Origin of the sequence: Paraburkholderia guartelaensis (assembly GCF_004353905.1) — a bacterium.
GTDB classification, from domain to species: Bacteria; Pseudomonadota; Gammaproteobacteria; order Burkholderiales; family Burkholderiaceae; genus Paraburkholderia; species Paraburkholderia guartelaensis.
On sequence record NZ_SMOD01000002.1, the window covers coordinates 251,687 to 267,093 of the forward strand.

General features: G+C 66.9%; 8 protein-coding genes. All 8 read right to left on the reverse strand.

Going from position 1 to position 15,407, the window contains the following annotated elements; genetic code table 11:
• Positions 1–17 precede the first annotated feature (17 nt).
• A complete protein-coding gene (gene recD / locus E1N52_RS03375) occupies positions 18–2,243 on the reverse strand; it encodes an exodeoxyribonuclease V subunit alpha (protein WP_133180171.1) in 2,226 nt (741 codons plus the stop codon).
• On the reverse strand, positions 2,240–6,076 hold the full coding sequence (gene recB / locus E1N52_RS03380; protein WP_133180173.1) for an exodeoxyribonuclease V subunit beta: 3,837 nt from the start codon (positions 6,074–6,076) through the stop codon (positions 2,240–2,242). The genes recD and recB overlap by 4 nt, the downstream gene beginning before the upstream one ends.
• Positions 6,073–9,657: an exodeoxyribonuclease V subunit gamma gene (gene recC, locus E1N52_RS03385; RefSeq protein ID WP_246088938.1), complete on the reverse strand. Its 3,585-nt coding sequence runs from the start codon at positions 9,655–9,657 to the stop codon at positions 6,073–6,075. Before recC ends, recB begins: the two co-directional genes overlap by 4 nt.
• Before the next feature lie 253 nt (positions 9,658–9,910).
• Positions 9,911–10,987: a sn-glycerol-3-phosphate import ATP-binding protein UgpC gene (locus E1N52_RS03390; protein WP_133180175.1), complete on the reverse strand. Its 1,077-nt coding sequence runs from the start codon at positions 10,985–10,987 to the stop codon at positions 9,911–9,913.
• A gap of 25 nt (positions 10,988–11,012) precedes the next feature.
• Positions 11,013–11,858: a sn-glycerol-3-phosphate ABC transporter permease UgpE gene (ugpE, locus tag E1N52_RS03395; protein ID WP_133180177.1), complete on the reverse strand. Its 846-nt coding sequence runs from the start codon at positions 11,856–11,858 to the stop codon at positions 11,013–11,015.
• A complete protein-coding gene (gene ugpA / locus E1N52_RS03400; protein WP_133180179.1) occupies positions 11,858–12,739 on the reverse strand; it encodes a sn-glycerol-3-phosphate ABC transporter permease UgpA in 882 nt (293 codons plus the stop codon). Before ugpA ends, ugpE begins: the two co-directional genes overlap by 1 nt.
• A 311-nt stretch (positions 12,740–13,050) precedes the next feature.
• Positions 13,051–14,292, reverse strand: coding sequence for an NAD(P)/FAD-dependent oxidoreductase (locus tag E1N52_RS03405; RefSeq protein WP_133180181.1), 1,242 nt, complete (start codon positions 14,290–14,292; stop codon positions 13,051–13,053).
• A 163-nt stretch (positions 14,293–14,455) separates the two neighbouring features.
• The gene (locus E1N52_RS03410) at positions 14,456–15,364 is read right to left on the reverse strand and encodes a glutamate/aspartate ABC transporter substrate-binding protein (protein WP_133180183.1); all 909 of its coding nucleotides are present in this window, start codon (positions 15,362–15,364) and stop codon (positions 14,456–14,458) included.
• Positions 15,365–15,407 lie beyond the last annotated feature (43 nt).

Genomic DNA, 15,407 nt, shown 5'->3' on the forward strand with positions numbered 1-15,407 from the left:
CGCAGGTTCACTCAGGTTCACGCAGCCTGAGCGTCGCGCGCGAGTCCCGCCATGAGGCCGCTTGCGCGCTGCACTTTGGCGAGCACTGCGCGATCGAGCACCGAGCGCCCCTCGGGCACCGCGAGCGTGAGAAACGAGCGCGCACGCGTAATGCCGGTGTAGACGAGTTCGCGCGTAAGAATGGGGCTGTACGTATCGGGCAGCACGAGCGCGGCGTGGGTGAACTCCGAGCCCTGCGATTTGTGGACGGTGAGCGCGAACACCGTCTCCACGCCCTGCAATCGGCTCGGCGACACCCACTTCACGCCGCCCGAGCCGTCGCCGGTCGGGAACGCCACGCGCAACACGGGCGGCTCCCCCGCCGCAACGGGCAGTTCCAGCGCGATGCCGATATCGCCGTTCATGAGCCCAAGCTCGTAGTCGTTGTGCATGACGAGCACGGGCCGGCCCGCGTACCAGTCGCCGTGCGGGTCGATGAGCCCTTCTTCGTGCAGCAGGCGCGCGACGCGGCGATTCAGGCCTTCGACGCCCCACGAACCGCGCCGCAGCGCGCACAGCAGCTGAAACGCGCCGTGCGCCTTAAGTACGCCAGCCGCCCAGTCGGAAAGCGCCTCGGGCGTCGCACCGGGTTCGGGCCGGGTCGTTCGCATCGTTTCCAGGTAGTGGCGGTAGCCCTGGCGCTGCGCGTGCGCGGCGCGTTGTTCGCCTACGCGGCCATCGACGATCAGCGAGCGCAGCGGGCCGTCATCGTCTGCGGGACACACGAGGCGCGCGAGGTCCTCGTAACCGCGCGACCAGATCTTCGCGACACCCACCGCATCGCCCAGGTTGACGAGTTCGGCCAGCGCGCCAATGCCGCTCTCAGATGCGAAACGATGGCTCTCGCGCAGCATCGCGATGGCCTGGTCGAGCGGCAGGCCGTGCGCGTCGAGCATGGCCGCGTCGATGCGCTCGCCAGTGGCGGCTTCGAGCCACGTCCGCGACGCCTGCGTGTAGTGCCCTTCACGCGCGCGATCGCACAGTTCGCCCAGCACCGCGCCAGCCTCGACCGAAGCGAGCTGGTCCTTGTCGCCGAGCAGGATGAGCCGGGCGGAAGGTGGCAACGCGTCGAGGACAGCGGCCATCATCTCGAGGTCGACCATCGAGGCCTCGTCGATCACGAGCACGTCCACGGGCAGCGGATTCGCGGCGTCGTGCCTGAAGCGCCGGCTGCCGGGCCGCGTGCCGAGCACGCGATGCAGCGTGGTCACGACGGTCGGAATCGCATTGCGCAGCGCGACGGCGTCGACATGCGCCTGCAGCGCATCGAACGGTAGCCGCTCCACCGCGCCTGCAATCGATTCGTTCAAACGCGCCGCGGCCTTGCCGGTGGGCGCGGCAAGCCGGATGCGCAAGGGCCGCGCGGCACGCGCTCCCTGCCCTGCACGGCCGAGTGCGAGTGTCTGCAGGAGTGCCAACAATCTCACGACCGTGGTCGTCTTGCCCGTACCCGGTCCGCCCGTGACGATGCTGAACGCGCTGCGCGCGGCGAGCGCGCAGGCGAGCTTCTGCCAGTCGGCGGCGCGCGCAGTTTGACCGGCATGTGCTTCGCCGTTGCGTGGCGCAAACAGCGCGTCGAGCGCCGCGCGTGCGATGTCGAGCGGCAACGCGGCTTCGAGCTGTGCAGCGCGTGTGAGCCGGCGCTCGATGCCTTCGCGCACGTCCTGCTCGTATTGCCAGTAGCGCCGCAAGTAGAGCCGCGTGCCCGTTAGCACGAGCGGCGCATTGCCTTGTGCAGTGTCGGCAATCGCCGTCTCTTCGCTCACGAGATCGGGCACCGTGAGCGCCGCGCGCCACTGCGCGAGTGTCACGCCCGCGAGCACTTCGGCAGGCGGCTGCGCCGGCACGGCGGCCAGCATTTGCGGCCCGTCGGGTGGCAGGGAAAGCGCGAACGCCGGATCTTCCAGCGTGGCCTTCAGGTCAAGACACACATGACCGCGCCCAAGCTGATGGCTCGCAAGCGCAGCGGCCAGCAGCAACAACGGCGGACTGTGCGGCGTTTCCGTCCACAAAAAGCGCGCGAAGGCGGCATCGAGCGTACGGAGCCAGCCGCGCTCGACCCAATTGTCGAGCACGCCGAGCATCTGCACGGCCGTTTCGCGCGCGCCGCCCGCCCTCGGTTCAGGTGCTGCGTCCAGCATGTCCAGATTCTCGAACAGATCGCCGGTGAGGCCGTCCTGCCCTTTCGTGCGGCGCCTCGTCATGCCACATCCTCCAGCGCGTTGCGACGCGCGAACAGCGCGTCGAGTCGTTCGATCAGCTCGCGTGGCGGCCGCTCGCAATGCAGCCCCTGCCCCGGCGCGCGGCCGCCGCGCAGGAACAGATACACAGCGCCGCCCACATGGCGGTCATAGTCGTAATCGGGCAGGCGCGACTTGAGCAGCCGGTGCAGCGCGAACAGATACAGCACGTATTGCAGTTCGTAACGCGAATGCAGGATCTGCGCGCGCATTTTTGCAGGCGTGTAGGACGCATCGTCGGGGCCGAGCCAGTTCGACTTGTAGTCAGCCACGTAATAGCGGCCTTCGTGTTCGAACACGAGATCCATGAAGCCCTTGAGCATGCCGTTGAGCGTGGCGGCGTCGAGCGCGGGGCGCGCCTCGCCGTCCAGCGTGAATTCGGTGACGAGCGCATCGATTGCGAGCGTATCGACGGCATGCGCCGTGACCCAGAACTCCAGTTCGGCCATATACGCGCCGGGTTCGAACGCCGCGAACGCCACAGGTGCCACGCTTTCGCCTTCGATGTCCGGCAGACGCAGCGGCGTGCGCACGAGTTCCAGCATCCACGCCGTGAGCGTCTCGATCCACTGCGACCAGCCGCGCACGCTACAGCGGCGCGCGACCATGTCGCGCACGCGCGCTTCGTCCTGCGCGATTTCGGCGAAGCCTTCGTTGGCGGCCCATTCCATCAACTCGTGCAGAAAGGTGCCCGCGTCGGCGCCGCGCTCGAACCCGTGCATCGGCGCAAGCGCGGGCGCAATGAGCGCCTGGTCTGCGCTTGCGAATGCCTCATCGTCTTCAGGCGGCACGCTCGCGTCGAGCAGTTCGAGGAACACGTCCTCGCTGCGCGTGTCGGGCGCGCCGCGCGCATCGTCCGCTTCGACGGGAACCCCCGAACCGATCTGCGTTTCGAGCGTCTTCAGGCTCGAATAGCTCGCGATCCACCAGCGTTCGCGCTCGCGATGCGCGAGCGTGCGCGCCTCGCCGCGCACGGCGCCGGTGTCGCGCAGCGCGAGCACGTCGCGATGCACTTTGGGGGCGGGCGCCACGGCGATATCGGCGCAGGGTCCGCGCAACGCGTCGAGAAACGCTTCGGCTTCCTCAGCGGGCACGGCCGCGCCGCCGGCCAGCAGATAACCAAACGCGCTCGCCTCGACGCCCTGCACCGGTCCATAGCCGACCCACGTTGCGTAACGCGCGCGCGTCAGTGCGACGTAAAGCTTGCGCAGATCTTCGCCGAGGCGCTCGCGATCCGCCTGGCGTAGCACGCGCGCGTCGGCCTCGAGGGTGACGCGCAATTCGCCTTCGTCGTCGTGCCACTTGAACGGCACGTCGTCGGGCTTGACGGCGCGGTGCGCGCACGCGAACGGCAAAAACACGAGCGGATATTCCAGGCCCTTCGACTTATGGATCGTGACCACCTGTACGAGTCCCGCATCGCTTTCCAGGCGCAACTGGCGTGCATCGCCCCCGCCGCCCGCGCTTTCGTCTTCGCGCTGCTCGTCGAGATAGCGGATCAGCGCATGCTCGCCATCGAGCTGCGTGCTCGCCTGTTGCAGCAGTTCGGCGAGATGCAGCAGGTTGGTGAGCGCGCGCTCGCCATTGAGCCCCGCGCCTGCGGCCTCGCCAAGCAAGCGCTGCGGCACGTGAAAGTCGTTGAACAAGCGGCGCAACATGGGCAGCACGCCCTTCCTGCGCCAGCACTCGCGGTACTCGCGGAACTGCAGCACGCGTGACTCCCACGCGATTTCGTCGTGCCCGAGCCGGTCGAGTTCGGCCCATTCGAGCCCGAGCGTGGGCGTAGCGAGCGCCGTGCGCACGAGGCGCCCGTCGTCAGGCTCGGCACAGGCCGCGAGCCAGAAGCGCAGTTCTTCGGCCTGCGGCGTCTGGTACACCGAGTCGCGATCCGAGAGATAGACGCTGCGCACGCCACGCGCGGCCAGCGCTTCGCGTATCGCCTGCGCCTCGCTGCGGTTGTTGACGAGCACCGCCATGTCGGCGGGCTGCAACGGCCGCATGCCGCGTTCGCCCGAAAAACCTGCTGCCTGCTCCTGGCCGAGATTGAGCAGACGCACCATCTCGGTCGCGCAGCTGCCGGCCATGCCAGCGAGATACGCGCCCTTGCTGAGCGGCTTGCCATCTGTGGAAGGCGGCATCCACCAGATGTTGAGCGCGGGCAGCGCCGCACCGGCCGCAACCAGCTTCTCGGGGCGTCCATGCGCATCGGCAGCCACGAACGGCAGCGCGTTTTCGCGTCCATCAGGGCTGCGAAACAAAAACGCCCCGCTGCCCTCGGGCCGCGATTCCGCCGCCTCGAAGCAGCGGTTCACCGCCTCGACCATCGCGCGCGTGGAGCGGAAGTTCTTCTTGAGCGTGTACAGCCGCCCTTCGCAGGCACGGCGCGCGCGCAGGTAGGTGTAGATGTCCGCGCCGCGAAACGCGTAGATTGCCTGCTTCGGATCGCCGATCAACACGATTGCCGTCCCGGTGTCGTGTTCGGCGATACGATAGACCGCGTCGAAGATCTGGTACTGAACCGGATCGGTGTCCTGAAACTCGTCGATCAGCGCGACCGGATACTGCTTGCGGATGATTTCCGCGAGACGCGGGCCGTTCTCGCGCTGCAGCGCGGCGCGCAGCCGCGTGAGCAGATCGTCGAAGCCCATTTGCGAACGGCGCGCCTCTTCTTCCTCGAAGCGCTTCGCCACCCAGCGCGCCGCGTGGCACAGCAGGTCCTGTTTCGCCTCGGGCGGCGCAGCGAGCGACTCGCGCAAGCTTTCCATCGCGACGAAGGCCGCATGCTCGGGCGGCTCGCCCTTCACCCAGATTTCGGCAAGGCCCGCAGGCGTGAGGCGCGTCCAGACAGCCGCCTTGACGTCGAAGCCCGGATGCGCGGACTCGGGATCGTTGGCCCAGTCACGCAGCTTGCCGATCCATGTTTCGCTGTGCTTCGAATTGAGCTTTCTGGCGTCGAACTGCTTTGCTGCGCGCGCCGCGTTGAGCAACGCCTCGACCTCGTCGATCCAGACGCGCCATGGCGCCTTCAGCGCTTCGAGTTCGTCGCGTGCGCGCTTGCGGGCTTCTGCGAGCGCCGCGTCGGGGTCGCATGCATCGGGCAAGAGATCGGCGTGCGCGAGCAGCCCGCGTATTGCACTGTGCAGTTCGTCTGGATTCCTGAACCATGCCCTCACTTCGGCAGCGCTCGCCGCATCGAGGGGCGCCATGAAGGTGCGCCAGTAGTCGCGCACGACTTCGTCACGCAATTCCGTCTGGTCGGTTTCGAGCGTCTGCGAAAAGAGGCTGTCGCTGTCGAATGCATGTTCGCTCAGCATGCGGTTGCACCAGCCGTGGATCGTCGAGACCGCGGCCTCGTCCATCCATTCGGCCGCAAGTTGCAGGCGGCGCGCGCACGCAGGCCACTGCTCCGGCGAGTAATCCTCGCGCAGATCGTGCAACAGGTCCTCTCCCGGCTCGCGCTCGGACACGTCTTCCGGCTCGACGCGGAAGCATTCGGCGGCTTCGATGAGGCGCGCGCGAATGCGCTCGCGCAGTTCCTTCGTCGCCGCGTCGGTAAACGTCACGACGAGAATTTCGGGTGGCGTGAGCGCACGGCCCGCCGTGCGCGCCTCGTCATCGAAATCCGCTTCGTCGCTTGCTGCGTTGAGCGCGCCGTGCCCCAGCACGAGCCGCACGTACAGCATGGCGATCGTGAAGGTCTTGCCCGTGCCCGCGCTCGCTTCTATCAGGCGGCTGCCGTATAGCGGAAAACGCAGCGGGTCCAGCACTTGTGCATCGATGTTCCCGAGCGGATTCATGCGGTCTCTCCTGCCTCGCTCGAGGCACGCTTCGCGCGCGACGACGCGAGCGGCGCGCGGCTTACCGGCAGCAGCAGCGTCATGGCGAGCGTAATGAAATCGTCGTGGGCAATGAGCGCGTCGAAATCGGGGAACGCGCGGCGCAAATACGCATTCGTCTCGCGCTCGCCGGGCGTGCGGTCATTGCCCTCATAGGCCGCGCGCGCGGCTTCCCACGCTTCGGCTGGCACCATCGCACGCGTGCCGTCGAATGGATCGGGCAATTTGCGCAGCCACGCAAACGCGGTCTTCACCGCGAGCGGCAAGGGCCGGCGCGCACCGTCGTCCCATGCAGCAAGCAACGCGAGCAGATAGTCACGCGCAACCTGTGCGTCGAGCGGCGCGAACTCCACCACGCCCACCTTGCTCACGATCACCGTGGTCACCGGCCCGGCCGCGATCTGTGCAGCCACGTGCGCAACCCAATAGGGCACGAGACGGTCGCTGCGATAGCGGTGGTCCTTCACGAGCGTGCCCGGCTCCAGAATCACACGGCCAAGTGCGCCGTCCGGGCCCGCACGTAAATCGTCGAGCCAGTCGTCGAGCGAAACGATGCGGCCTTCCGGCGTCGCATCGAGACGAATTTCATATTGATGCTCGAGCGGCTCGGGCCAGCGCGCGAGCGCCTTGCGATATTCGGCGAACAGCTCGGGCATGGGCGCGAGCAGTTCTTCGCCGATCACCTCGCCAAAGCCGCCCGTCGCGAGATCGCCGCTGCGATGCATGCGCTCGAGGCGCGCGAGCGCGGCCGGTTCGAGATCGTCTTCGCCGCGCTCCATCGCGAGGACCTGCGCGTGGATCAGTTCGCCCTGGAGTTGCCACGCCTGCAACGCATCGACTTCGAAGGGCTCGTGATTTTCGCTCGCCGAATCTTCGCTTTCGAAGGCCACGCGCAGACGCTGGCGGAAGAAGCTGCGAACGGGCTCGCGCAGGAAGTCGCCAAGCTCGCGAATCGACAGCGGCTCGTCGCGTTCAGTCGGCGCGAGGACTTCGGCGTTCGCTCCAGCCGCAGGCCGCACCTTTGCTGGCTTGCCCCACTCGTGCGCATACGTGTAGAGCGTCGCCTCTTCCGGGCGCGGCGGAAAATAGTCCGGGCTGAACGGCTGCAGGCGATGCTCGATGGTCAACGCATCGAGCAGCGCATCGCCATCGTTGTCTTCGTCGCCTTCGAGCCGCCAGCCGGCCTTCAGATGATCGCGCAACTGTCCGACCAGCACCGAAGGCGGACGCGGCGTGTTGTCGGTCACGCTGCGCCCGATCCACGAAACGTGCAGATGGTCGCGCGCCGAGAGCAGCGCTTCGAGGAACAGATAGCGGTCGTCTTCGCGGCGCGAGCGGTCGCCGGGGCGATAGTCGCGGCGCATGAGGTCGAAGTCGAGCGGCGTGCGGCTGCGCGGATAGTCGCCGTCGTTCATGCCGAGCAGGCACACGCGCCGGAACGGAATCGCCCGCATCGGCATGAGCGTGGCGAAGGTCACCGCACCCGCGAAAAAGCGCTGCGAGAGGCCGCCGCCTTCGAGCGCTGCGAGCCAGTTCTCCGCGACGATGGCGAGCGGCAAGGTCTGCGTGAGCGCGGCTTCATCGCAGGCCTCGCGCCACGTTTCGAGCGCGCCGTCGAGGCGGTCGAGCGTGTAGGCGTCTTCGTCCTGCGCCGCGAAAAAGGCCGCCTTCAACGCGCGCAGACGCTCGCACCACACTTCCACTGTGGCCGGCTCGCGCAGCGTGCGCCACGCGTGGTCGAGCGCATCCACGAGGCGCGTGAGCGGGCCCAGCAACGCGGCGTCGAGTCCGCCGATTTCGCTGTACGGCTCGATGCCGCGCCAGGCACCCGCACGCTCGCCCGCGGCGTAGCCCAGCAGCATGCGCCGCAGACCGAACGCCCAGCTATTGGGTGCGCTGAGTTCGTCGGCCTGGGGGAGCCCGAGGCTCGCACGCTGGCCCGCATGCAAGCCCCAGCGGATATTCGCGCCGTCGATCCAGTTGCGCAATGTGGGCACGTCTTCGGCGTCGATGCCAAAGCGCGCGCGCACGGCCGGCACTTCGAGCAGGTCGAGCACGTCGCTCACCGTCACGCGCGAGTACGGCAGCGAAAGCAGCATTTCCAGCGCGCCGATGAGCGGATCGAACGCGCGCTGCGCGCGGTCGGCCACGCTGAACGGAATGCTGCGCGGGTCGTTGCCGTCGAGCAGGCCGAACACGGCCTGGATATGCGGCGCGTAGACTTCGATGTCGGGCACCATCACGATTACGTCGCGCGGACGCAGCGTGGGGTCCGCCGCAAACGCGGCGAGCAGGCGGTCGTGCAGGATCTCCACTTCGCGCTGCGCGCTGTGCGCAACGTGAAAGCGAATCGATTCGTCCTCCTGTACATCGACAGGTTCCCAGTGCTCGCGCGTCTCGCCAAGCGGACGCAGATCGCGAATGTCGTCTTGCAACTGCGAGAGCAGCGTGAGCGCGTCTTCGCCATCGAACAGATCGATACGCTGGCCAATACGCGTGAAATGCGGCGTGTAAGTCTCGCGCGCTTCGTCGCTATCGTATTCGTCGAGCAGGCCGATGAAGTCGCGCCCCTGCTTGCCCCAGGCCGCGAGCAACGGCTGGGAATGCAGATGCAGCTGCGCCTCGTCGAGCCGGTCGGGCGCGCCCGCGCGGCGGCGCTGCCGCGCGTGGCGTGCGCGCAGCAGGTCCTGATCGGCGACGATGTCGGCCCAGTAGTGCATGCACGGGTTGTGCACGCACATCAGCACCTGACACCAGCGCGCGAGCGCCGCGAGGACTTCCACGGACTGGCGTGCAAGGCTCGAAATGCCGAACACCACCAGCCGGCGCGGCAAGCCCTTCGGCCGTGCGTCGCCCTCCTGCCATGACTGCGCGCGCGCCATGAACGCTTCGTGCACGGCGGCGCGCCCCGTGTCACGCAAGCCGATGCCGTCTTGCGCCTGCGCGCTCACGTCCGCGAGCAGCGCGCGCCAGAGCGCCGCCTGCCAGCGCGCCTCCTCGGGCAACGGCGTGCGCGCGTTGCGCGCATCGATCAGCACGTCATCGTTCGCGGCCCACGCAGCGAGCCAGTCCGCGCGATAGACCTGGTACTGGTCAAGCAAATCCGCCACGCGCTGCGCGAGCTGGAAGCACTTGCGCTGGTCTTCGTCGTTGGCCATGAAGCGCTTGAGCGGCTCGTACCCCGGCTCGTCGAGCAGCGCCGGCAGCATGCGCATGAGGCGCCAGACGAGGCGCGACTTGTCGAACGGCGAGACCGCGGGCACCGCGTCGTTGCCGAGCTCGGCGCGATACACCTGCCACAGGAAACGCGACGGCAGCGACATTTCGAACGCCGCCGCAATCCCGCAGCCGCCCTCCTCGGGATCGGCGGCAAACGCGAGCTTGAGCCACTGCGCGATGCCGTTGCTCTGCACGAGGAACATTTCCTTTTCGAGCGGCGCGACCGGGTTCTGGCCGATCCAGCTCACGATCAGGTCGCGCATGCGCTCGGGCTGATTGCCGTGAACGAGCATCAGCCCAGTGGGCAGTTCGCGCGCGCTCAAGCGAGGCTCCGGCGCGCCTGACACGCGTTACGCGCGGGTTGTGCAGATGGGGCGAGGAAGCGGAGAAAAGGAATTGCGGCCATGTCGCCTGTTCGTGTTTGGTGCCTGTACATACCGGTACGCGCCGGTATTTGCCGATACGAATGGCGCAGGCGGCATAGCGCCCGCGCGATGCGACAGTTTACGACAATCGAGGCCGCGGCGAGTGCCGCTTTCGCGCGTAGGCCGCGGTATTGGCACCGGCAGGCGCGGCCTAGCCCAAACGCTTGCCCGTAGCCGGATCGAAGAAATGCAGGCGCGCCGGCGGCAGGTGCACCGCCAGCCGTTCGCCGGGCGTGGGCCGCGTTTCGTGCGGCAGGCGCACCACCACGTCCGCACTGCCCCAGCGGCCGTGCGCGAGATTGTCCGCGCCGAGCAATTCACAGGTCTCGACTTCGAGCGTGACCGGCTCGTTGGCGCCGCGCGCGTGCATATGCTCGGGCCGCACGCCCAGCACGCATTCCGCGCCCTTCGGCAGCCAGGCCGGCGCATCGCCAAGCGGCAGATGGGGCCCGTTGCCCGCGATTTCGAAGCGCCGGCCGTCGTCGCTCACGCGCCCGCGCAGCAGGTTCATGGCCGGCGAGCCGATGAAGCTCGCCACGAACATCGAAGCGGGCCGGTCGTACACTTCGCTCGGCGTGCCGATCTGTTCCGCGCGCCCGCCGTTGAGCACCATCACGCGCTGCGCAAGCGTCATCGCCTCGATCTGGTCGTGCGTGACGTACAGGCTCGTCGTACGCAGGCGCGCATGCAGACGCTGGATTTCAAGGCGCATCTGCACGCGCAGCTTCGCGTCGAGGTTCGAGAGCGGCTCGTCGAACAGGAACACCGAAGGCTCGCGCACGATCGCGCGGCCCATCGCCACGCGCTGGCGCTGGCCGCCCGATAGCTCGCGCGGCTTGCGCTCGAGCAGCTTCCCAAGTTCGAGAATCTCGGCGGCCGCCGCCACGCGCGAGTCGATCGTCGCGCGGTCGAGCCCTTGCAGCTTGAGGCTGTAGCCCATGTTGCGCGCGACCGTCATGTGCGGATAGAGCGCGTAGTTCTGGAACACCATGGCGATGTCGCGATCCTTGGGCTCCACGCGATTGACCACCGTCTCGCCGATGGCGATCTCGCCCGACGTGATCGTTTCCAGCCCCGCGACCATGCGCAGCAGCGTGGACTTACCGCAGCCCGACGGGCCGACGAGCACCATGAATTCGCCGTCCGCCACCTGCACGTCGATGCCGTGCAACACCTGTTGCGCGCCGTCGTACGACTTCGTGACGCCCCGTATGCTCAATGCCGCCATGCCGTCCCCCGAATTGCATTCATGCTTATTTCTCCACGTCCACGAGGCCGCGCACGAACCAGCGCTGCATGGCCAGCACCACCACGAGCGGCGGCAGCATGGCGATCATCGTCGCGCACATCACGAGATGCCATTGCGTCGCCGCGTCACCGCTCGAAATCATGCTCTTGATGCCCACCACGGCGGTCGTCATCGAAGCCGTGCTCGACATGAGAATCGGCCACAGATACTGGTTCCAGCCGTAAATGAACGTGATGACGAACAGCGACGCGATGTTCGTTTTGGAAAGCGGCAGCACCACGTCCCAGAAGAAACGCAGCGGCCCCGCGCCGTCGATACGCGCAGCCTCGATCAGCTCGTTCGGCAGCGTGAGGAAGAACTGGCGGAACAGAAACGTGGCCGTGGCCGAGGCGATCAGCGGCAGCGTGAGGCCCGCGTAAGTGTTCGTGAGATGCAGCGTGGCCGCGACCTGCACCGTGGGGAAAATGCGCACTTCCACGGGCAGCATGAGCGTCACGAAGATCAGCCAGAACGCGAGGCGCCGGAATGGAAAGCGGAAAAACACGATCGCATAGGCCGAGATGATCGATATGGCGATCTTGCCCACCGAAATCACGAGCGCCGTGATGACGCTGTTCATGAGCATCACGCCGAACGGGCTCGCCGCGCTGCCCGTGCCCACGTTCCACACCGTGGCCATGTTCGCGAACAGATGGGTGCTCGGCACGAGCGAGAGCGGCACCGAGAAGACTTCTTTCTCGTTCATCGTGGCGGCGCAAAATGCCACGTACACGGGAAAGGCCACCACCGCCACGCCGAGCAGCAGCATGACGTGGCAGAACAGGTTGAAGTATTTGCGGTTCTCGACCATCAGTACTGCACCCGTCGTTCGATAAAGCGGAACTGGAAGATCGTGAGCGCGGTCACGATCACCATCAGCACGACCGATTGCGCGCCCGAGCTGCCGATGTCGAGGCCCCGAAAGCCTTCGTCGAAGATCTTGTAGACGAGCGTGCGCGTGGCCTGGCCAGGCCCGCCGCCCGTTGCCGCATCGATCACGGGGAAGGTGTCGAACAGCGCGTAGACCACGTTCACCACGAGCAGAAAGAAGCTCGTGGGCGAGAGCAGCGGGAACGCAATGCCGAAGAAGCGCCGCACGGGGCCCGCGCCGTCGATGGCGGCCGCCTCGAACAGCGATTGCGGAATCGACTGCAGGCCCGCGTAGAAGAACAGGAAGTTATAGCTGATCTGCTGCCAGACCGATGCGATCACAACGAGCGTCATGGCCTGGCCGGGGTTGAGCGCATGATTCCACGTCACGCCGAAACGTGCGAGCGCAAAGGTCACCAGGCCGATGCTCGGGTTGAACAGAAAACCCCACAACACGGCGGCAATGACGGGCGCGACCGCATACGGCCAGATGAGAAACGTTTGATAAAAGCGCTTGCCGCGCGTCACATGGTGCGCCATGGCTGCCAGCAGCAGAGAAATGGCGAGGCCGCCGAACGTGACGAGCGCCGTAAACACGAGCGTCGTCTGGACCGAGGCCAGATAGAGCGGATCACGCAGGAGCCGCGTGAAATTGGCGAAGCCGACGAAGACGGACGACGTGCCGAAGGCGTCCTGGGCCTGGGTCGACTGCAGGAGCGCCACCCCGGCCGGCCATAGGAAAAAGATCACGGTCACCGCAAGCTGCGGGCCGACGAGCAGGTACGGCAGCAGGCTCGCCCCAAAACGGGAGCGTTGTTCCATTGCGTCACTCTCCTCGAGTGGCGGCGTTCGGACGGTCGCGAACACCGGTTGGCGCGGCTTGTTTATCGAATTGAGCCGCCTCTTGGGCGGCGCCGCGTTCGCATTCTAGCCGAGACTCGTGACAATACGGGTCAAAGCGCGGGGCAAAGCACGGGACTGGACGCCGCGCTCGGGCGCCGGGAGCGGGATTGACGCGGGGAGATATGGGGCGAAAGGGCTGCGCGGAGGGTCGATCCGGCGCGCAGCGTCTTCCGGTCGGTGAAAACAGCGGGGACGTCGCCGCCCCCTGGCTTCATTGTTCGACTCGCCGCTCAGGCAAGCGCCGCCGCGGTGAATTTGCCCATGTCCGTGGCCGGATCGCGCAGCGCATCGAGGTCGAGCTTCACGCCCTTGCCCACGAGCTTCTTGCCGCACAGGAAATCGGGCATCGAATTGACGGCGTCGACCGCGAGCAGCACGCGGTCCTTCAGGTAGTACACCGCGAAGCGCCGCGCTGCCGGGTCGCCGCGCACGATGGCTTCGTCATAGCCCTCGAGCAGGCCCACCGTCTGCAGCTTGAGGTCGTACTGATCGGACCAGAACCACGGTGCGTCGCACGCGGGGCGCGGCTTGCCGACGATCGCAGAGGCCGCGAGCTTCGCCTGCTCCACCGCGTTGTGCACGCTTTCCAGGCGCCCCGCGCGGCCATAGTGAGCAAGCGGCCGGTGCGCGCAGTCGCCGATCGCAAAGACGTCCGGATCGCTCGTGCGCGCGTCGTCGTCCACCTGAATGCCGTTGGCGCACGTGATGCCCGCCGCCTTCGCGAGCGCCTCGTTCGGCAGGATGCCGATGCCGACCAGCGCGAGCGTGGCGGGGACGATCTCGCCGTCTGCAAGCTTCACGCCGGTGAGCTTGCCGCCCTCGCCCACGAGCGCCTCGATCTTCGCGTTCAGGCGCAGTTCCACGCCCTGCGCGCGATGCTCGTTCGCATAGAACGTGGAAATGGTCTCGCCCGTCACGCGGCCCAGCACGCGCGGCGCGGCTTCGAGCACGGTGACTTCGTGGCCGAGCTGGCGCGCCGCCGCGGCCGCTTCGAGGCCGATATAACCGGCGCCGATCACCACGAGCTTTTCGCCCGGCTTCACGCGCTCGCGCAGCACGTCGGCGTCGGCGAGCGAGCGCAGCGCGATCACGCCCGCGAGATCGTGGCCCGGCACCGTCAACGCGCGCGGCGTCGAGCCGGTGGCGAAAATCAGCTTGTCGTATTGAAGCTGGCTGCCGTCGGCGAGCGTGAGCGTGCGGCTCGCGCGGTCGAGCGCTTGCGCGCTCGCGCCGAGCTTGAGTTCAATGCGCTGCTCGTCGTAGAACGCGCGCGGTTTGAGCCATAAGCGCTCGACGTCGGCCTCGCCCTTCAAATAGGCCTTGCTGAGCGGCGGCCGGTGATAAGGGGGCACCGGTTCTTCGCCGACCAGTACGACGCGGCCGCCAAATCCATATTGCCGCAGCAGCGCCGCGGCGTTGCCGCCCGCATGCCCTGCCCCAACGATCACCACCGTGCTGCCGTCTTCTTGCATGTCCGCTCCCGCTTTTCCCGCTTTCTACACGTTAATTGATTCATTGCGCGCATCGGCGGCCACGACTCATACGCGCGCCTGAACGCTTGCGCCAGTGAGCCGCCTGCGCCGTCTGCCGCGCCAGGAACGTGATCATCTCACGGTTCGCACTTGCATACGGCAATCAGTCGAAGGCGTGGTCGTTCGGCGTGGCATAGAGCGCGCGCAGTTGTTCGCTCATCGGAAACGCGAAATTCACGCCCTTGGGCGGCACCGGCTTCTCGAACCACTTCGCGTACATCGCATTGATTTCGCCGCTCTTCATGAGCGCCGCCATCGTGTCGTTCACGAGTTGCCGGAACTCGGGGTCGCCGTTGCGCATCATGAACGCATAGGCCTCCGACGATTGCGCCGTGCCCACGATCACCCATTCGGAAGGCTTCGCCGTGAGCGAGCGCGTGCCGGCGAGCAGCACGTCGTCCATCATGTAGGCCACTGCGCGGCCCGACTCGAGCGTGGCGCGCCCCTCGCCGTAATCGCGTGCGCTGATGATGCGCATGTTCATCTGCTTGTCGATGTTCATGCGCCGCAAGATGCGCTCGGACGTCGTGCCCTGGTTCGTGAGTACCGTCTTGCCCGTGAGATCGGCAAAGTCGTGAATGCCGGAGTCCTTGCGCGTGAGCAGGCGCGTGGTTGCGACGAAGAACGTATCGGAGAAACTCACCTGGGCCTGGCGCGCCTTCAGGTTCGTCGTGACGCCGCACTCCAGGTCCACCGTGCCGTTCTGCACGAGCGGAATGCGGTTTTGCGAAGTGACGGGAATGAAACGCACCTGCAGGTTCGGGCGCTTCGTTCTGACCTTGACTGCGTCGACCACCTTGTCGCAGATGTCCTGCGAAAAGCCGATCACCTGGTTGTCGTCAATCACGTAGGAGAACGGCACCGACGTCTCGCGATAACCAATGGCGATGATGTTCGCCGAGCGGATCTTCTCCAGCGTAGGCTGCGCGACCTGGGCGGCAGCCGGCTGCACCAGACAGAGGTACGGCACGATGGCCCAGCCAGCCAGCGACAGCAGCTTCAGTCGGTTCATGGGTCGGTCCTCGTCGTCACGCTTCGTCTCTCGGCGTTGTTTC